At 70.1% G+C, this 17302-nt stretch carries 18 protein-coding genes and 2 pseudogenes; 11 read left to right on the top strand and 9 right to left on the bottom strand.

Annotated elements, in window-relative coordinates:
- Nucleotides 1-6 precede the first annotated feature (6 nt).
- From pnuC to AC0VX4_RS05745, 6 genes are all read left to right on the top strand, one after another.
- Nucleotides 7-711, top strand: a complete 705-nt coding sequence (pnuC, locus tag AC0VX4_RS05770) for a nicotinamide riboside transporter PnuC (RefSeq protein WP_004167571.1) — start codon at nt 7-9, stop codon at nt 709-711.
- On the top strand, nt 708-1841 hold the full coding sequence (gene ribD, locus AC0VX4_RS05765; RefSeq protein WP_004167569.1) for a bifunctional diaminohydroxyphosphoribosylaminopyrimidine deaminase/5-amino-6-(5-phosphoribosylamino)uracil reductase RibD: 1134 nt from the start codon (nt 708-710) through the stop codon (nt 1839-1841). Before pnuC ends, ribD begins: the two co-directional genes overlap by 4 nt.
- Nucleotides 1842-2498 carry a riboflavin synthase gene (locus AC0VX4_RS05760; RefSeq protein ID WP_004167567.1) on the top strand — a complete coding sequence of 219 codons (657 nt, stop codon included), beginning with the start codon at nt 1842-1844 and terminating at the stop codon, nt 2496-2498.
- Complete coding sequence (locus AC0VX4_RS05755) at nt 2495-3808, top strand: bifunctional 3,4-dihydroxy-2-butanone-4-phosphate synthase/GTP cyclohydrolase II (RefSeq protein WP_002855771.1); 1314 nt, start codon at nt 2495-2497, stop codon at nt 3806-3808. Before AC0VX4_RS05760 ends, AC0VX4_RS05755 begins: the two co-directional genes overlap by 4 nt.
- Entirely contained in the window at nt 3805-4287 is a 483-nt protein-coding gene (gene ribH / locus AC0VX4_RS05750) for a 6,7-dimethyl-8-ribityllumazine synthase (protein WP_002855769.1), read from the top strand. Before AC0VX4_RS05755 ends, ribH begins: the two co-directional genes overlap by 4 nt.
- 465 nt (nt 4288-4752) lie before the next feature.
- Complete coding sequence (locus AC0VX4_RS05745) at nt 4753-4881, top strand: hypothetical protein (protein WP_002855768.1); 129 nt, start codon at nt 4753-4755, stop codon at nt 4879-4881.
- 378 nt (nt 4882-5259) lie between these two features.
- Here AC0VX4_RS05745 and AC0VX4_RS05740 read toward each other — a convergent pair whose 3' ends face one another.
- The 5 genes from AC0VX4_RS05740 to arsB form a co-directional block, all read right to left on the bottom strand.
- On the bottom strand, nt 5260-5856 hold the full coding sequence (locus tag AC0VX4_RS05740) for a cadmium resistance transporter (protein WP_002855767.1): 597 nt from the start codon (nt 5854-5856) through the stop codon (nt 5260-5262).
- On the bottom strand, nt 5853-6212 hold the full coding sequence (gene cmtR / locus AC0VX4_RS05735) for a Cd(II)/Pb(II)-sensing metalloregulatory transcriptional regulator CmtR (protein ID WP_002855766.1): 360 nt from the start codon (nt 6210-6212) through the stop codon (nt 5853-5855). The genes AC0VX4_RS05740 and cmtR overlap by 4 nt, the downstream gene beginning before the upstream one ends.
- Nucleotides 6213-6310: 98 nt before the next feature.
- Nucleotides 6311-7648 carry an FAD-dependent oxidoreductase gene (locus tag AC0VX4_RS05730; protein ID WP_002855765.1) on the bottom strand — a complete coding sequence of 446 codons (1338 nt, stop codon included), beginning with the start codon at nt 7646-7648 and terminating at the stop codon, nt 6311-6313.
- A gap of 28 nt (nt 7649-7676) precedes the next feature.
- On the bottom strand, nt 7677-8105 hold the full coding sequence (locus tag AC0VX4_RS05725) for an arsenate-mycothiol transferase ArsC (RefSeq protein WP_002855764.1): 429 nt from the start codon (nt 8103-8105) through the stop codon (nt 7677-7679).
- 23 nt (nt 8106-8128) lie between these two features.
- Nucleotides 8129-9220 (bottom strand): ACR3 family arsenite efflux transporter, encoded by a 1092-nt coding sequence (arsB, locus tag AC0VX4_RS05720; protein ID WP_002855763.1) that lies wholly within the window; start codon nt 9218-9220, stop codon nt 8129-8131.
- Nucleotides 9221-9302: 82 nt separating this feature from the next.
- Here arsB and AC0VX4_RS05715 point away from each other — a divergent pair, with 82 nt between their 5' ends.
- Nucleotides 9303-9668, top strand: a complete 366-nt coding sequence (locus tag AC0VX4_RS05715) for an ArsR/SmtB family transcription factor (RefSeq protein WP_036334534.1) — start codon at nt 9303-9305, stop codon at nt 9666-9668.
- Between the two features lie 85 nt (nt 9669-9753).
- Nucleotides 9754-10097 (top strand): annotated as a pseudogene (locus tag AC0VX4_RS05710) (arsenate reductase/protein-tyrosine-phosphatase family protein).
- On the opposite strand, the gene AC0VX4_RS05705 reads toward AC0VX4_RS05710, so the two are convergent.
- Nucleotides 10094-11092, bottom strand: a complete 999-nt coding sequence (locus AC0VX4_RS05705; protein ID WP_248118222.1) for an IS481 family transposase — start codon at nt 11090-11092, stop codon at nt 10094-10096. The pseudogene AC0VX4_RS05710 and the gene AC0VX4_RS05705 sit on opposite strands and share 4 nt — an antisense overlap.
- Nucleotides 11093-11262: 170 nt before the next feature.
- Here AC0VX4_RS05705 and AC0VX4_RS05700 point away from each other — a divergent pair, with 170 nt between their 5' ends.
- Together AC0VX4_RS05700 and AC0VX4_RS05695 are read left to right on the top strand one after the other, a co-directional pair.
- Nucleotides 11263-11652 carry an IS5 family transposase gene (locus AC0VX4_RS05700; RefSeq protein ID WP_002855760.1) on the top strand — a complete coding sequence of 130 codons (390 nt, stop codon included), beginning with the start codon at nt 11263-11265 and terminating at the stop codon, nt 11650-11652.
- Between the two features lie 144 nt (nt 11653-11796).
- Nucleotides 11797-12126: pseudogene (locus AC0VX4_RS05695) on the top strand (transposase); the annotation flags it as partial.
- Between the two features lie 24 nt (nt 12127-12150).
- On the opposite strand, the gene AC0VX4_RS05690 reads toward AC0VX4_RS05695, so the two are convergent.
- The 3 genes from AC0VX4_RS05690 to AC0VX4_RS05680 all read right to left on the bottom strand — a co-directional run bounded on the left by AC0VX4_RS05690 (nt 12151) and on the right by AC0VX4_RS05680 (nt 15312).
- On the bottom strand, nt 12151-13164 hold the full coding sequence (locus AC0VX4_RS05690; protein WP_475464675.1) for a CNNM domain-containing protein: 1014 nt from the start codon (nt 13162-13164) through the stop codon (nt 12151-12153).
- Nucleotides 13164-14585 (bottom strand): hemolysin family protein, encoded by a 1422-nt coding sequence (locus AC0VX4_RS05685; protein WP_002855757.1) that lies wholly within the window; start codon nt 14583-14585, stop codon nt 13164-13166. The genes AC0VX4_RS05690 and AC0VX4_RS05685 overlap by 1 nt, the downstream gene beginning before the upstream one ends.
- 232 nt (nt 14586-14817) lie before the next feature.
- Nucleotides 14818-15312 (bottom strand): GNAT family N-acetyltransferase, encoded by a 495-nt coding sequence (locus tag AC0VX4_RS05680; RefSeq protein WP_036334532.1) that lies wholly within the window; start codon nt 15310-15312, stop codon nt 14818-14820.
- Nucleotides 15313-16089: 777 nt separating this feature from the next.
- Between AC0VX4_RS05680 and AC0VX4_RS05675 the strand changes: the two genes are divergently transcribed.
- The gene (locus AC0VX4_RS05675; protein WP_036334528.1) at nt 16090-16464 is read left to right on the top strand and encodes an MPN domain-containing protein; all 375 of its coding nucleotides are present in this window, start codon (nt 16090-16092) and stop codon (nt 16462-16464) included.
- Nucleotides 16465-17302 lie beyond the last annotated feature (838 nt).

Below are 17302 nucleotides of genomic sequence, written 5' to 3'. Positions count from 1 at the left end.
ACGGTCATGGACTGGCTGGTGGACGCGTTCAACTGGACCATCCCGGTCGCCGGCGGCGGCCTGCTCATGCGCGAGGTGCTGGGCAACGTCTTCGGCCTCGCCTCCGCCCTGGGCGGCATGGCGCGCAGGGTCTGGGCCTGGCCCGTGGGCATCCTCGGCAACCTCATCCTGCTGACGGTCTTCCTCGCCTCCCTGTTCACGGGGGCCGACCACGCCACCCTGCTCGGCCAGGCCGGCCGACAGGTCATGTTCATCGCCGTCTCCGTCTACGGCTGGGCGCGCTGGCGTCAGGCCCGCCGGGGCCACGCCGAGGACGCCCCCGCCATCACCCCGGAGTGGGCCGGCTGGCGCGGGCGCGTGTTCCTCGTGACGGCCATGGCGGTCGGCACCGTCGCCCTCACCCCCGTGTTTCGCGCGCTGGGTTCGTGGGAGCCGGTGTGGGCGGACGCCTGGACGTTCGTGGGATCGCTGCTGGCGACCTATGGCATGGCGCGCGGCTGGGTGGAGTTCTGGCTGATCTGGGTGGCCGTGGACGTCGTCGGCGTGCCCCTGCTGTGGAGCACCGGCTACTACGCCTCGGCCGTGATGTACGCCTTCTACGGCGCCTTCACCCTGATCGGCTTCTTCGTGTGGCTGCGCGCCACGGACCGGGACAAGCCCGCCGTGGAGACGCTGCTGCCCGACGGCCCCGAGGGGGACGTCGCCCGATGAGCACCGCCGAGACCCCGTCCGCCGACCCCATGGACCTCGCCGTCCGCGCCGCGCTGCGCGGCGTGCGCGGCGCCAACCCCCTCGTCGGGGCCGTCCTGACCGACGAGGCCGGCCGCGTCCTGGCCGTCGGCCACCACCGCGGACGGGGGACCGCCCACGCCGAGGTCGACGCCCTGACCCGCTGGCGGGCCGCCCGTGCCGCGGATCCGGCCCTGGCCGCCCTCGACCCCGCCGGCCTGACGCTGCACGTCACCCTCGAGCCCTGCGACCACACCGGCAGCACCGGCCCCTGCTCGCAGGCCGTCCTGGACGCGGGGATCGGCGCACTGCGCTACGCCGTCGCGGACCCCACCGGTCACGACGGCGGCGGCGCGGCCCGCCTCGCCGCGCACGGGGTGCGCGTGACCGGCCCCACCGGCGAGGCGGCCGCCCTCGCGCTCTCCGCCCGCTGGCGCGAGGTCCGCGACGCGGGCCGCCCGTGGGTGACCGGGCACCTCGCCCAGTCCCTCGACGGCCACGCCGCGGCCGCCGACGGCACGAGCCGGTGGATCACCGGCCCGGACTCCCGCCTCCACGCCCACGAGGTGCGCTCCCGCGTCGACGCCATCGTCGTCGGCACGGGGACCGTTCTGGCCGACGACCCCCGCCTCACCGCCCGTGACGCCGCCGGCGCCGAACTCGCACACCAGCCCGTGCCCGTCGTCCAGGGTCACCGGCCCGTGCCCGACGGCGTCGCGCTTCGCCGCCACCCGGTGGTGCTGGAGGTCCCCGACCACGATCCGCACGCCGTCCTCGCCGCGCTCGCCGCCCATCCCGGGCCCTGGCCCCACGGCCGCCGCGCCGAGCACGTGCTCATCGAGGGCGGGCCCCGCGTGCTCGGCGCGTGGCTGCGCGCCGGCCTCGTGGACGAGCTCATGGTCTACACCGCGCCCCTGCTGCTCGGCCCGGGCCGCGCCGCCGTCGCCGGCCTGGGGGTCGCCACGCTGTCCGAGGGACTGCGCTGGCACTCCGACCCCGCGGAGGGCGGCCCCGTCCGTGTCCTCGGGGACGACGTCTGGACCCACCTGAGCCCGGTGCCGGCCCCTCACCTGCCCACCGCCCCCGCCCCCACCCGTTTCCAGGAGGACTGAGTGTTCACCGGCATCGTCACCCACCTCGGCACCGTCGTCTCCCTCGAGCACGACGCGGCCGCCGACACCGCCCTGCTGACCCTCGACGCCGGCGGCGCCCTCGACGGGCTGCCCGCCGGCGGCTCGCTCGCCGTCGACGGCGTGTGCCTCACGGCCCTCGACGGGCCTGCGGAGCGCCCCGGCGTGTTCCGCGCCGACCTCATGGGCCAGACGCTGCGGATGACCAGCCTCGGCGACCGCGCCCCGGGGGACCGGGTCAACCTCGAGCGCTGCCTGCGCCCCACCGACCACCTGGACGGGCACGTGGTCCAGGGCCACGTGGACGGTACCGGCGAGGTCCTCGCGGTCACCCCGCACGGGGCCTGGACCACCCTGCGCATCGGCCTGCCCGCCCGCCTGGCCCGCTACGTCCCCGCGCAGGGGGCCATCGCCCTGCAGGGCGTCTCCCTCACCGTCACCGCCGTCTCCGACCCGGGCGCGGCCGCGCACTGGTTCGAGGTCGGCATCATCCCGGCCACGCTCGAGGCCACCACCTTGGGCGTCCTGCGGCCGGGCGACCGCGTCAACCTCGAGACCGACGTGCTCGCCCGGTACGCCGAGCGTCTCGCGCTCATCCCCTCCGCCCCCGCCGCACCCACCGAGGAGGCCCGCCCGTGAGTGAGCACATCCGCCTGGACCCCGTCCCCGCGGCGATCGCCGCGATCGCCGCCGGCCGGCCCGTCGTCGTCGTGGACGACGCCGACCGCGAGAACGAGGGAGACCTGATCTACGCGGCCGCCCTGGCCGCCGACGAGGTCACCGCCTTCACGGTGCGCCACACCTCCGGCGTCATCTGCGCCCCCATGCCCGCGCCGTGGGCGGACCGGCTGGAGCTGCCGCCCATGACCACCGTCAACGAGGACCCCAAGGGCACCGCCTACACCGTGTCCGTGGATGCCGCCGCCGGCGTCACCACCGGCATCTCCGCCGCCGACCGCACGCAGACCCTGCGCGTGCTTGCGGGGGAGGAGTCGACCCCCGGTGACCTGACCCGGCCCGGTCACGTGTTCCCCCTGCGCGCCGTCCCCGGCGGCGTCCGGGCCCGCCGCGGCCACACCGAGGCCGGCGTCGAGCTGTGCCGCCTGGCCGGCGTCGCGCCCGTGGCCGCCATCGCCGAGCTCGTCCACGACGACGGCACCATGATGCGCCTGCCCGCCCTGCGGGAGTTCTCCGACGAGCACGGCCTCGCGCTGATCTCCATCGAGGACCTCGTGGCCCACCTGGAGGAGACGACGCCGGCCCTGACCGCCGTCCCCGCCGAGGCCACCCTGCCGACCCGGCACGGCCTGTTCCGCGTGAGCGTGCACGTGGACGCCGAGACCGGGGCCGAGCACCTGCTGCTCGTGGCGGGCGAGACCGACCCGGAGCGTCCCCTCACCGTCCGCGTGCACTCGGAGTGCCTCACCGGCGACGTCCTCGGCTCCCTGCGCTGTGACTGCGGCCCCCAGCTCGAGGACGCCCTGGCCCGCGCGGCGACCGAGGGCGGCGCCGTCCTCTACCTTCGGGGCCACGAAGGACGCGGCATCGGCCTGGCCAACAAGATCCGTGCCTACCGGCTCCAGGAGGAGGGGATGGACACCGTCGAGGCCAACCTCGCCCTCGGTCTGCCCGCCGAGGCGCGCGACTGGGCCGGGGCCGCCGCCGTCCTCACGGCCGCCGGCCATCGGCGCATCCGCCTCGTCACCAACAACCCCGCGAAGGTCGCGGGGCTGCGGGCGGCCGGCATCGACGTCGTCGAGCGTGTCCCGGCCCCCACGCCCGTCACCGAGCACAACGTCGTCTACCTGCGCACCAAGCGGGACCGGATGGCCCACGCCCTGGCGGATCGCGTGCTCGCACCGCCGACGGCCACCGGTGGCCCCGCCACGCCGGTCGATGACCCGACCACCGACCCGACCCACCCCACCCACCAGGAGGACACCCCATGAGCGGCGCCGGAGCCCCGACCTTCACCCCCGACCCCGCCGCTGCGAGCGGCCTGGACGTGGCGATCGTCGCCGCCCAGTGGCACACGGAGATCATGGACGGGCTGATCGCCGGGGCGCAGGCCGCCGCGGCCGACCTGGGCCTGAACCCCGCGCTCGTGCGCGTGTCCGGCACCGTCGAGCTCACCGTCGCTGCGGCGCGGCTGGCGGAGCGCTTCGACGTCGTCGTGGTCCTCGGCGTCGTGGTGCGCGGGGACACCCCGCACTTCGACTACGTGTGCCAGTCCGTGACCCAGGGCGTGACGGAGGTCTCGGTGCGCACAGGCGTTCCCGTGGGCTTCGGCGTGCTCACCGTGGACACCGAGCAGCAGGCCCGCGACCGGGCGGGCCTGCCCGGATCCCGCGAAGACAAGGGCCGCGAGGCCCTCGAGGCGGCGGTGCTCACCGAGCTCGCCCTGCGCTCGGTCACGCCGCGGGACTGAGGGTGGCCGGGCGGGGCTGCCTGGTGAGCCGGCTGCTCTTGACGGGGACCCTGTCCCAGGGGCCGGTGGGGGTGAGCGCAGGCCGGTCAGCCGTGCCCGTCCGGAACGCCGGCAGCCGCTCGCCGTCATGGATGGGCTCATCAGGGCCTCCCAGCCGGGGGACCCGACGGTCGAGGCGGAGAGCGAAGCCCCCGCCCATCGGCTCGGACTATCGAGATCACATCGCTCCCAAGGATCAGACCGTCGCAGTCGAGGAGCGGCGCGAGACCGGGCTGTTGCTCACCCCCCTGGTGCCGGCCCGCTCCATCGTCCCCAAGGCGCGTCTGGCCTGCGACTGGCTAGGCCGCTACGAGAAGGGCGAGCCCCCAAGTCCCGGCCCCCGGAGCGGTGATCCCCGCAGAACCGGCAACAGCCTCGGACCCGACCAGCGGGTACGCGCCCCTGGCCCGGCGTGGGGCGCCGACCGTGGCGCTGAACGTGCGGGTGCCCGAAGCGATCCGCGACGTGGTGCGTCGAAAGGCCGCAACGAACCCGGCAACGCCCGGCCAAGCAGCAGTCATCGAGGCCTTGGTCCGCCCGCACCTGATGCACTGACCGGTGCGACAGGTCGAGGGGTCTGAGCTGATCCTCCAGGCCATCGGCGACGCCTATCCCTTCCAGGGCTGAGGACCCCTGTGCGTCCTGGGTGCTGGCCCCGTGTTCCCTGCGCAACGTGGGCAGGCTGAAAGGCGTCTGCTACAAACCCTGCTGGGGCCGGTGTTGTGGCGCACTGATTGACGTCAGTCTTCGGCCGTCTGGCTGTGACTGTTGCAGGTATGTGGCGGCATTCTTGCTGAGATACGTGGCGGCAAGGACCGTCCATCCAGGAACGACACTGTTCGCAAGCTGGGGCCAGCAACGATCGCCAGGACGTCGGCATCGACAATGCCCGGAGATCTCTTTGTGGTGGTGGCCGCCGATCAGGAAGCGTGGTTAGAAACCGAAGGCCCCGCCGCTGACCAGGATGAAGAAACCCAGGCCGATCAGCACGATGGGGAACAGGATGTGTTCCCAGCGCTCCAGGACCTCAGCGATCGGTCTGCGGGTGGCGACGAACTTGGCCAGGCCCACCAGCACCGCGACCAGGGCCAGGAACACGATGCAGTAGGCAGCCACAGCCCCCGGGCCGACGCTGAGGAAGACCGGGGCGTAGACGCCGATGTTGTCCCCGCCGTTGGCGAAGGTCACCCCGGCCACGGTCCAGACGGCGACATTCTTGCCCTCGATCTTGGCGTCATCATCGTCTTCGCCTCTGCGCCACCCCTGCCAGGCCGCCCACACTCCCAGGCCCAGCGGGATGAGCCCGAAGTAGGGGATGACCCCCGGAGGCAAGAACGCGCCCGCGCCCAAGGACACGAGCACTGCCGCACCCAGGATGCCGGCGAAGCCGAGGTACTGGCCGACCAGGATTCGGACGGTGGTCCCACGCTGGCCCGCACCACGGCCGAAGAACAGGGATAGCACGATGAGGTCGTCGATGTTGGTAACCAGGAACAGACCGATCGCCTGGAGGGCTGAGGACAGGATCACGCGCCCACCCCCTTCTCGCAGCAGCCGGGCACGGAGCAGGCCGGGTCCAGGCACGGGGCACTCTCATCCACCGCGAGGGTGACCTCGACCAGAGCAGTCAGCGCCCGCGCCAGGTGTGCATTGGCGATCTCGTACCGGGTCTGGCGGCCCTCGGCAACGGCGACCGCGATCCCGCAGTCTCGCAAGCACGCCAGGTGGTTCGACACGTTCGACCGGGTCAGCCCCAAGTCCCGCGCCAGTTCGGCCGGGTATGCCGGCCGTTCCAGCAAGGTCATCAGGATCCGCGACCGGGTGGGGTCGGCCATCGCCCGGCCCAACCGGTTCATCACGTCAACACGAGAGGCAATAGTCAGCATTCACTGAACTATACAGTATGAGCTGAACTTACAGTGTCGCCTCGTAAAGCTATGCCCCAGCGGGGCGGCACAGAACGTCGTGCCGTCCCGCTGTTTGCTCATCGGCCGACGGACAGCTCGGTCAGTTGCGGGCTGCTGCAGCAGGCGTCGCCGGCTGGGGCTGGGGCGTCGCAGCTGCCGCCGAGGTCGGTGGTGCATACGCCGGTCTCGGGTAGTTCGAGGTGGACTGCGTCGGCTGCTTTGCGGTCGCCGGCCAGGGCTGCCGCGATGGAGCGGACCTGTTCGTAGCCGGTGGCCATGAGGAAGGTGGGGGCGCGGCCGTAGCTCTTCATCCCCACGATGTAGAAGTTCGTCTCCGGGTGGGCGAGGACTCGCTCACCGTGAGGCTCGACGGATCCGCAGGCGTGGAACTCGGGATCGATCAGCGGCCCCAGCTGGGACGGTGCTTCGACGGCCGGGTCCAGGGCCAGGCGGAGTTCGGAGAGCATTCCGAGATCAGGGCGGAACCCGGTGGCGGGCACCAGCACATCGACGCTCACTTCTCGCTCCCCGTCCGGGGTCACAGCGTGGACGGTCAGCGTGTCGTCGGCTCTGAAGCGAGTGATGGTGAAGGAGGTGAGGACCGCGATGCGTCCGGAGTCGACCAGCTGGCGCAGTCGCGAGCCGAGCGCTCCTCGGGCTGCGAGTTCGTCCTGGTCGCCGCCCCCGTAGACGCGGGTGAGGTCTGCGGTGCGAGCGGCCCACATGATGGTGGTGTCGGCCTCCAGGTCCGCGAGGTCCAGCAGGGTGTTGGCGGCTGAGTGGCCGGCACCGGTCACCATGACTCGCTTGCCGGCGAAGCGGTCACGGTCGCGGCCCTGCACGTCAGGCAGCGGCGCGGTGATGTGGCCCGCGGCGCGGGCCTGCTGCTCGCCGGGAGCAAGGAGCCCGGCCTGTCCGAGCGGGTTGGGCGTGGACCAGGTGCCGGAGGCGTCGATGACGGCCGAGGCGAGGACATCGTCGATGTGCCCGTCAGCGGTCTCGATTCGGACGAGGAAGGGGGTCTCCTCGCGGCGTGCGGTGCGGGTCTTGTCGATGCCGGCGCGGGAGACGGCGCTGACCCGCGCCCCGTAGCGGATCGACTCGGCGAGCTGGGGAAGCTGCGCGAGCGGTTCGAGGTAATGCTCGCGCAGTTCGTGACCGGTCGGGAGAACGTCGGCGTCGGGTGCGGTCCAGCCGGCAGCTTCGAGGAGACGCTGTGCGGCGGCGTCGAGGTTGTACTGCCACGGCGAGAAGAGCCGCGTGTGCCCCCACTCGGCGATCGCGGCTCCTGCCGCGGTCCCGGCCTCGAGGATCAGGAACGGCAGGCCGCGCTCAGAGAGGTGGGCGGCGGCGGCCAATCCGATGGGGCCGGCGCCGATGATGGCCACGGGATGTGAGTTCGTTGCGGTGGTCAAGATGATGAGTCTCCTTGCTGCGGGGCGGTCAGTTCGCGGTGCCGGTGAGGTCGGTCAGGAGCTTGCGGACGTGGGTGTCGATGTCGTCGCGGACCAAGCGCATCCGCTCCATCCCTTCGATGCCGCGCTGAGAGGGCTCATCGGTGTGCCAGGTCGTGACCGGCGCGGTCATGCCCTCGACGGGTTTGATGACGGCTTCGTCGCCGATGACGATCACGTGGTCGACGCTTCGCAGCAGCTCGGGGGTGACCGGCTGCGGGACGGCGGAGGACATGTCCGCGCCGACCTCGGCGATCGCCTCCGCGGACTGGGCGTTGATGGCGGTGCCCGGGCGGGTGCCGGCGGAATGCACGTCGACCTCATCCCCGGCGTGATGGCGCATGAGGGCGGCGGCCATCTGGGACTTGCCGCCGTTCTTCACGCAGACGAACAGGACTGAAGGGCGCTTCGTGGTCATGGCGAGGGGATCCTTCTGTGGGGTCATCGGGTGGGGGCGGTGGTGTCGCCGGGGAACAGGCGCCGCCCCATAGCGAGGGCGACGTAGACGAGGGCGACGAGGACGGGGACTTCGATCAGCGGGCCGACGACGCCGGCGAGGGCCTGGCCGGAGGTGACTCCGAAGGTGCCGATGGCGACGGCGATGGCGAGCTCGAAGTTGTTACCCGAGGCCGTGAACGCGACGGTCGTGGACTTCGCGTAGTCGAGGCCGATCGCGCGGCCGAGCAGGAAGGACCCCAGGAACATGACGACGAAGTAGACCAGCAGCGGCAGGGCGATGCGGGCCACGTCTCCCGGTGCGGAGATGATCGCGTCGCCCTGGAGGGCGAACAGCAGCACGATGGTGAACAGCAGCCCGTACAGCGCCCAGGGACTGATCTTCGGGAGAAACCGCTCCTCGTACCAGGTCCGACCCTTGGCTCGCTCACCGAGGATGCGGGTCAGGAACCCTGCGACCAGCGGGATCCCGAGGAAGATCAGCACGCTGAGGACGATCGCGCCGATCGAGAACTCGGCCGACGTGGTCGGCAGCCCCAGCCAGGACGGCAGCGCCTGGAGGTAGAACCAGCCCAGGGCACCGAAGGCGATCACCTGGAAGACGGAGTTGATCGCGACCAGCACCGCAGCTGCTTCTCGGTCACCGCAGGCGAGGTCGTTCCAGATGAGGACCATCGCGATGCAGCGTGCGAGCCCGACGATGATCAGGCCGGTGCGGTACTCCGGAAGGTCGGCCAGGAAGATCCAGGCCAGGGCGAACATGAGTGCCGGGCCGACGATCCAGTTCAGCACCAGCGAGGTCACCAGCAGGCGTCGGTCCGCGCCGATGCGCCGGGTCTCGTCGTAGCGGACCTTCGCCAGGACCGGGTACATCATCACCAACAGTCCGATCGCAATGGGCAGGGACACGGATCCGATCTTCACCGCCTCCAGCGCGGTGTTCAGGCCGGGGATGAACCGTCCCAGCAGGAGACCCACTGCCATGGCGGCCAGGATCCACACCGGGAGCCAGCGATCGAGGAAGGACATCTCCTTCATCACGCGGGGCTGCTCCACATCCTTGGTGGTCGTACTCATGAGGGGGGCCGAACCTTCCATCGACGGATATCAATGCGAACGCTATGCTTCACATCGATGACTGTCAATGTAAGGTGGGGACATGTCCACGACGACCGCGATCACAGCTGCCGGGCTCGAGACGATGAACGGCCCTGAGGAGTGCTGCAGGCTCTCAGCGGGGCCCGTCGACAGCGTCGAGGCCGAGAGGATCGCGTTCTTGCTCAAGGCGCTTTCCGATCCGACCCGTCTCCGGCTTCTATCCCATGTCGCTGCTCAGGGTTGCAATTCGGTCTGCGCCTGTGATCTCACCGAGCCGCTGGGCATCAGCCAGCCGACCGTGAGTCACCACATGAAGAAGCTCGTCGACGCTGGCCTGCTCACGCGCGAGCAGAAGGGCCGCTGGGCGCACTACTCCGTTGTGCCGTCGGCCTTCGCCGAGCTCCGTTCCTTCCTCGACATCGCCTGAACCCCCGCCGCCGACTTTGGAGATCCTCCCGACCGCACGGCCCAGTGTCCTGTTCGTCTGCGTCCACAACGCCGGTCGTTCGCAGATGGCAGCCGGCTGGCTTCGTGAACTCGCCGGCAACCGCATCAAGGTCCGCTCCGCCGGTTCCGCACCCGCCGACACGATCAACCCCGCAGCCGTGGCCGCGATGGAGATGTCGGGATCGACCTCTCCCACCAGACGCCCAAGATTCTCACCCCGGAATCCGTCCAGGCCTCCGACGTCGTGATCACTATGGGCTGCGGTGACGCCTGCCCGTTCTACCCCGGAAAGCCTTACGAGGATTGGCAGCTCGACGATCCGGCCGGCAAGGGAATCGACGAGGTCCGCCCGGTTCGCGACGAGATCCGCGCCAGGGCCGAGGAGCTCATCGCCAGCCTCCGCCCCTAGATGTGATGTCCAGGCAGGTTGTTGTCGATTCTGCTGATGGGTGGGGCTCCGATCGCGGAGTGGTGCCTGTGATGATTGTAGAAGTGGAGCCAGCCGGGTAACGCGGATCGGCGTTCGGATTCGGATCCGTAGAAGCGGGCGTATGCCCAGCCGTCGGCGAGCGTGCGGTGGAAGCGCTCAATCTTCCCGTTCGTTTGTGGTCGGTAGGGGCGGGTCTTCTTCGCCGTGATCCCAAGTTCTGCGCAGGCGTCGCGCCAGGCGTATGACTTGTAGGCCGAGCCGTTGTCTGAGAGGACGCGTTCGACGCTGACACCGCGGGCTGCGAACCAGGTCACGGCGCGGCGCAGGACCTCGATCGCTGTTGCGGCTTTCTCGTCCGAGCAGATCTCGGCGTAAGCGACGCGGGAGTGATCATCGATGACGGTGTGGACGAACGCGGTGCCCAGGCGAGGCTCGTAGCGGTTGTTCCGGCTCCGCAGGCGGGTGGCAGTGGCCTCCCGGTTACGTTCGCCCTGGACGCGGCCGACGAAGCGCCAACCACCGCCGTCGGGGATGTTGCCGAACTTCGTGACATCGACGTGGATCAGCGAGCCGGGATAGTTATGTTCGTACCGGCGGATCGGCTCACCGTCGACCCGGTCGATATGGCTGAGTCTGCTGATCCGGCATCGAACCAGCACCGCGTGGACGGTCGAGGCGGGCAGGCCGAGTTCGCCAGCGATCTGGACCGGTCCCAGGCGACTCCGCCACCGCCGCTTCACGATCCGCTTGACCACCGGCAGCGGCGTCTTCGTCGGCATCGACCGCGGCCGACTCGAACGATCGACCATCCCTGCCGAGCCCTCGGCACGGAACCTCGCCGCCCATTTCCGGGCGGTGACAGGCGAGACCATGAACATCTTCGCCGCGACTGATGGCGGCCAGTGATCCTCGACGATCAGGCGCGCCAGGCGGAGTCGTGCGCGTGGGGTCAGGGCAGCGTTAGCGTGGGACACGAGGGCCTCCAGGTCTTGTGAAGCGGTTGAACTCAACAGCTCCACTTCACAACCAGAGGCCCTCGCCTCTCAGCTCCTCACGGCCGTGTCGCCGAAACAACGTCCCTGGACATCACACCTAGAGCGTGTTGCTAAAGGGTTTCAAGCTTTGGGTGCGCCAGTCTTGAGGGGTGTCGCGTGATGTCATCTCGGACGAGGTCTGGGCCGTGATCGGCCCGCTGTTCCCTGCCCCGAAGTCCACGGGTCGGCCCCCGGTGGATCGGCGCGCGGTGGTCGAGGCCACCGCGTGGCGCTTCCGCACGGGGGCGCCGTGGCGGGATCTGCCCGAGCGGTTCGGGAACTGGAACGCGATCTACAAGAACTTCAACCGGTGGGCCGCCCAGGGTGTGTGGGAGCGCGTGCTCGCGCGCACTCAGTCGATGGCACAGCAGGCTGGCGAGCTGGATTGGGTGGCCTCGATCGATTCCACGATCGTGCGCGTCCATCCGCACGGGGCGACCCTGCCCCGCCCCACAGGGGGCCCTGACGAACTACAAGAAATCCGGGGACGAGCCGGCTGATCATGCCATCGGACGCTCCCGTGGCGGTCTGACGACGAAGAATCATCTGGTCTGTGATGGCAAGGGCAGGGTGCTGGCGTTCGTGGTGACCGGCGGGCAGGTGGCGGACACCTCGATGTTGGCCACCCGCTGGAGCTGATCAGCGTGGCCGGCGCCCGTGGGCGGCCCAGGGCGCGGCCTGACCGCCTGATTGCGGACACGGGCTACCCCTCGAAGGCGAAGCGGGCTTGGCTGCGCCGGCATAGCATCGCGGCCACGATCCCCGAGCGGGCCGATCAGATCGCGCACCGGCGCCGCCGCCCAGGAAGACCGATCGACTTCGGTGGAGACCAGCGCCAGCGCTATCGGGGCCGCAATGTCGTGGAGCGATGCTTCAACCGGCTCAAACAGTGGCGAGGAATCGCGATGCGCTCGGACAAGTACGCCCGGAGCTATCACGCCGGGCCCTGCCTCGCCGCGACACTGCATTGGCTGACTACTACCCTTTGGCAACACGCCCTAAGCCGCGCGGGGCAACACTCCGCGCAAGACGTCGGTGAGGGTGACGACCCCAGTGAACCGGTCGTCCTGGGTCACTGCGGCCAGCTGACGGCTGTTGCGGCGCATGGAGGCAAGTGCTTCGTGCAACGGTGTGGTGGAGGGCAGCGTCAGAGCCTCCTGGATGAGCGGCTGGATTGGCGCAGAAGGCTCCATCGTGAGGGTGTCCCGCACGTGGACGACGCCCGGAACGCTCTCAGGGGTATGGTCCGGCTGGACCAGGATACGCAGGTGCCCTGAGCGCGCAGCGGCATTCTGGACCGCCTCGACGTCGGCGTCGGGGGCGACCTTGACCGGGTGCTGACCCTGGGGGAGGAGGTCCCCGAGAGTGAGGGTCTGAAGGTCCAGGGCACCGGCCAAGGTTTCATGCTTCTGCCGGTCCAGGGTGCCGGCGGCGGCGGAGTGCTCAACCAGCTGACGAATGGCCGCTGCGTCGTAGCCGCCCACGGCGGCCTGGTCCACGGGGGTGACGCCGCTGAGGGTCACCAGGCGGTTGGCCAGCCGGTTGGCCAGCAGCAGGGGGCGAACGCTCCAGACGAAGGCGCGTGCGGGCACGGCCACGGCTTTGGCTGCGGCCTCGGGGTGGGCAATGGCCCAAGACTTGGGGGCCATCTCCCCGATGACCAGGTGAAGGAAGGTCACGACCAGCAAGGACAGGACGAAGGAGGCGGTTCCGGCTGCCGCTGCGGGGATGCCCCAGTCCTCCAGGACGGGGCCGAGCCATGCGTCGACGGCCGGCTTGGTGATCGCCCCCAGGGCGAAGGTGCACAAGGTGATGCCCAACTGGGCTGCGGCGAGCATGAGGGTCAGCTCGTCGACTCCCTTGAGAGCGGCCCGTGCGGCGCGGCTGCGTCCTGCCTCGGCCTCCAGTCGGTGCCGGCGGGCGCCCAGCAGGGAGAACTCCATGATGACGAAGATCGCGCTGAGCACGATCAGCCCTGTGGTCACGAGCATGACGATCAGTGGACCGTGCATCATCGCTCCTCGTCCGTGGTGGCGTCGGGCTGGGCCTCGTGGGCGGCATGGCTGCCGGCGGTGTCAGAGCGGGGCACCTCGATGAGGTGGATCCGCAGTCGAGCCGGGACCCTGCGTCGGATGGAGAGCACCTCGACCTGCAGGTGGCGGTCGTAGACCTCCTCAGCCCCGAAGTCTCGTGGGTCCTCGGGCAGGTCGATCGTGATGACCTCGCCTTCCCGGGGCAGACGGCCCAGAGCGTCGATGGTCAGACCGGCGGCGGACTCGGCCTCGGTCACGGGCAGGGGGTGCCCGACGAGGCGCTCGAGCTCGTCCAGGTGGGCCTCTGCGCTCAGGACCCAGGAGTGCAGGCCTGTGGCGGTGATCTCCTCCTGGGGGTGCAGGTCGTGCTCGTCCGTGAGCTCGCCCACGAGCTCCTCCGCGAGGTCTTCCACTGTGAGCACGCCGACGAAGCCGCCGAACTCGTCCACGATGCACGCCATCTGCTGCCCTGAGCCGTCGAGCTCCCGGGCTGCGTCGGGCAGGGACATCATCGTGGGCAGCACCAGTGCAGGGCGCATCAGGGCGGACACGGGGGTGTCCGGGGCCATCCGGGTCCCACCGAGCACGTCGGTGAGGTGGACTACCCCGAGCGGTTCGTGTTCGTTCGAGATCACCGGGTAGCGAGTGTGGCCGGTGGCCATCAGGTCGCGCACCTGAGCCAGGGAGGTCTGGGGCTGAACCTCGTCCACACGCGAGCGGGGCACCATCGCGTGCTGCACGTCCTGGTCTGGGAAGTCCAGCACCCGGTCGATCAGGACGGAGACCTCCGCGGGCAAGGATCCGGAAGCTCTGGAGTCCAGGGCAATGCGGTCCAGGTCCTCGGCGGTGGCGGTGCTGTCGACGTCGTGCACTGGCTCGATGCGCAGGAACTTGAGCAGCACCTCGGCCGCCTTGTCGAAGACCCAGATGAGACTGCCGAACAGGCCGAGGTAGATCTGCGTGGGCCGGGCCAGAGCGCGGGCCAGGGGCTCGGGGTTGGCGATGGCCAAATTCTTGGGGTACAGCTCGCCGATGATCATCTGCACCAGGGTGGCCACCACCAGTACGCCCAGCGTGGAGATGGCGATGACCACTTCAGAAGGCAGTGCGGTGCCGCCGAGCAACTCGGTCAGGGCAGCACCCACCATCGGCTCTGCCACGTAGCCCACCATGAGGCCTGTGACCGTGATCCCCAGCTGCGCGCCGGAGAGCATGAAGGAGGTGCGGCGAGTGACCTGCAGTGCGCGGGCGGCGGCGCGGTCGCCGGCCTTGGCGGCGGTCTGCAGGCGGACGCGGTCTACAGACATGTACGCGAATTCCTGGGCCACGAAGAAGCCGTTGGCGGCGATGATCGCCAGGATGATGAGGGATCCGAGGATCAGTGTCAGGACTGGATCCATGCCTGAGTCACCTCCCCACGAGGTGCAGGCGACCCCGCCAGCTGCGGGGTGGGGGTGGGGGTGACGCTCGGACTGTCACCAGGGCAGGCGGCTGGGCCGTCGCTCATGTATTCAGGGGCTCCATAAGGGGTCGAATGAATAATGGCGGCACATTACCACCGGTAACCGATCGCAGGGCAAGGTGGGGTGTGGCCTCGACGCCCCAAGGCGGGGGACGTGGGGGAGGGGCCGGTCATCCCCTGGGGGTCACCGGGCCCTCCCATCGGACTTCGCCGTCCACGACCTCGCCGGTCGGGCTCATTCCGATTCGACGGGCCACGGCGGCTGACGCCTCATGATCGGGGTGGATATGGGCGATGACCTGTTTCACGCCCATGTCCGCGAGTTCGGCCAGCAGGAGAGCAGCTGCTGCTGAGGCGTAGCCCTGGCGTTGCCACGGTGCTCCGATGACCCAGGCGATTTCGGCGGGCTGGCCAGAGACCGGGATAGTGGCTTGAACGTAGCCGAGTGCTTCCCCGGAGGTCTCGAATACCACCACGTGATTGAGCCAGGTCTCGGTCTCATCAGCCGAGTGGCCCCGGCTCTGAAGGGTGTACTGGCGGGTGAGCCCCTCAACGGTCGGCGGTTCACCCCCGGTGTACTGGTAGAGGGCCGGGTCGGCTAGAACCCTGGTCATCTCGGGTGCATCCCCCGGGGAAAGTGGCCGCAGGCGAACCTGTTCAGTCATGAGGGCAAGCAGAGCCCGGCGGGCCGGAGATGTCAACCAGTTCGTCGGCGCCGGTCGAAGTGAAGTACCTGGTCCCTACCTCGGACAGCCTCGAACTTGTGTCCATGCATATGGCGCGAGCCAGGATGGCCACAAACGGCCGATTGTGCCGGGGCGCTGGGTGTGGGTGCTGCTTGAGTCTTCATGGGCAGGGGTCGCCGGTGGATCGGTCGTGGTCTAGGTTTCTTTCGGCGTACTCGTAGAGCCCTCGTAGCTGGGCTCTCGGGCCCAACCCATCCGCCCTTGAGCTTCGGAGATCACCCGATGATCGAATCCACCCCAGCTGGCCGGGCCTCGGGGCGGTCCGCACCGCAAGTGGTCCTGGCGCTCGTGCTGCTGGTGCTCATCGTTCCCGTGGCCATAGCCGTCTTCATGGCCGCCTACGCCGTCGCGGAGTTCGCCCAGGGCAGCCACGCTCCCGTGGGGGCGCCTTCCTTGCTCGTCAGCGTGGGGCAGCTCCTCGCCGTCGCATGCTCGGCCGTCTGCGGCGTCCGGTTCGCTCGATCCAGATCCCCTCGCTCTCGGTGGGCCTGGACGGCCGCGGTGCTTGCTCTGTTGGTGCTGGCTGCCTGGCCTGTCCTGGTGGGAGGGATCGGCCTGGTGGAGCGAGAGGCGTGTGAGGTCCGCCCGGCCCCGTTCTGGTGTGAGTGAGCCTGCAACCGCAAGGGGCCGGCGCCAGGGCGCAGCTGTCCCCAGAGGGGCCATCCGGGTACGAGGACTCGTTCCTACCCTGGGGAGATGACTGCGCCGGATGCCCTGCCGCCCTTAGAGCTGCCGTCCACGGCTGAGGTGCGCTGGGTGATGTCCGCGCTGGTCCAGAGGTACTTCAGCCGTGAGACTCACGCGCGTCTCCTCGACGCCGACGTGAGCGGGGGTGTGCTGACGGTGGTGGCCTGGCAGGCCGGCCCGTCCCCAGCGGACCCGGGAGGGGTGATCGGGCACCGCACGGACCTGGGGGTGCGTCTGGCCGAGTGCGAGGGGGATCTGGACGCGGTGCTCCTGGATGCATTGCAGTTCCAGGTGTTCGAGCCGAGCGCGCCGGGCTGGGCGGCGTCCGGGGCTGAGCTGGCATGGCCGCTGGAGCGGTATCCCGAGGCCACCTGGTACGGGTGACGGGGTCGGAGCGACGCATAGAGGCGTGGGGGCGGCGTCCAGGCGGGTATACCCCTTCACCCACCCCGCCCACCCACAAGGCCATCACGTCAGTCACAGCCCCGGCCCGGGCTGTTGGACAGAAGTGGAGGAGGGTCCATGCCGTGGTGGGACAGACCGTCGGGGACCTGCAGGCCAGCCCCGGTGGGAGTCGGCCGACGCCTCGCACGGTGGTGCGCCGGCGCGCGGGACGGAATGGGTCGCCTTCATCGTGGTGGGTCATGGTCCAATCCGAGGGTCCGAGCACGGCGCTCTGCTTTCATCTAGGAGGGGGAGGAGGGCCACGCCGGCGATTCCTCCGCAGGACCGCTCGCCGCATCATGCCGGTTCCCCGTCGGCGACGTAGGCGCGGCCGCGCCGCCCAACAGATCAGTGCGGTGGGCCCGGGCGGAGTTCGGGGCAGTGATCCACCGGGCGGTGTCACAGGTGTGCAAGGAGCGGTGTCGTCGCTGGGGTCAGAAATGAGCGTGTCGTGCCCACCTGTCGGAGCTCGCCCGGGCCGTCTGTTCGGACCGCACGGGCGCGTTCAGCCCGTCCCCCCTCACCCCCTGCCGCGTGGCCCGCTGGGAGGTGGATCGGATGGCCGCCCGAAGGACGACCGAGTCTCGTGGATTCGTCCTGGAGCCGCGATGCCTCGCGCTCGTGTCCCGATGGGATGGAAGAGCATGCAGGCCGGGGAGGGGGAGGATGCTGGGCGGCCTGGACGTACCGCGTGGGCTCACAGGTGCAGCGCGGGGCGAAGACCCCGCCGTCCCGTCCGTCACAATGACCGACTGCGGTCCGGGCTGGAGGGGCCGGG

It is taken from the genome of Micrococcus sp. 63XJN7_8_ISO-PGPR-S23-253, assembly GCF_056173425.1.
This window is presented reverse-complemented; position numbering and strand designations above follow the sequence as displayed.

Excerpts from the sequence above, each read along its gene's own strand:
- cmtR (WP_002855766.1), bottom strand. The coding sequence starts at position 6,212 with ATGCTGACTATTGCCTCTCGTGTTGACGTGATGAACCGGTTGGGCCGG.
- AC0VX4_RS05690 (WP_475464675.1), bottom strand. The coding sequence starts at position 13,164 with ATGCACGGTCCACTGATCGTCATGCTCGTGACCACAGGGCTGATCGTG.
- AC0VX4_RS05725 (WP_002855764.1), bottom strand. The coding sequence starts at position 8,105 with ATGACCACGAAGCGCCCTTCAGTCCTGTTCGTCTGCGTGAAGAACGGC.
- arsB (WP_002855763.1), bottom strand. The coding sequence starts at position 9,220 with ATGAGTACGACCACCAAGGATGTGGAGCAGCCCCGCGTGATGAAGGAG.
- ribD (WP_004167569.1), top strand. The coding sequence starts at position 708 with ATGAGCACCGCCGAGACCCCGTCCGCCGACCCCATGGACCTCGCCGTC.
- AC0VX4_RS05680 (WP_036334532.1), bottom strand. The coding sequence starts at position 15,312 with ATGACTGAACAGGTTCGCCTGCGGCCACTTTCCCCGGGGGATGCACCC.
- AC0VX4_RS05685 (WP_002855757.1), bottom strand. The coding sequence starts at position 14,585 with ATGGATCCAGTCCTGACACTGATCCTCGGATCCCTCATCATCCTGGCG.
- ribH (WP_002855769.1), top strand. The coding sequence starts at position 3,805 with ATGAGCGGCGCCGGAGCCCCGACCTTCACCCCCGACCCCGCCGCTGCG.
- pnuC (WP_004167571.1), top strand. The coding sequence starts at position 7 with ATGGACTGGCTGGTGGACGCGTTCAACTGGACCATCCCGGTCGCCGGC.
- AC0VX4_RS05715 (WP_036334534.1), top strand. The coding sequence starts at position 9,303 with ATGTCCACGACGACCGCGATCACAGCTGCCGGGCTCGAGACGATGAAC.
- AC0VX4_RS05675 (WP_036334528.1), top strand. The coding sequence starts at position 16,090 with ATGACTGCGCCGGATGCCCTGCCGCCCTTAGAGCTGCCGTCCACGGCT.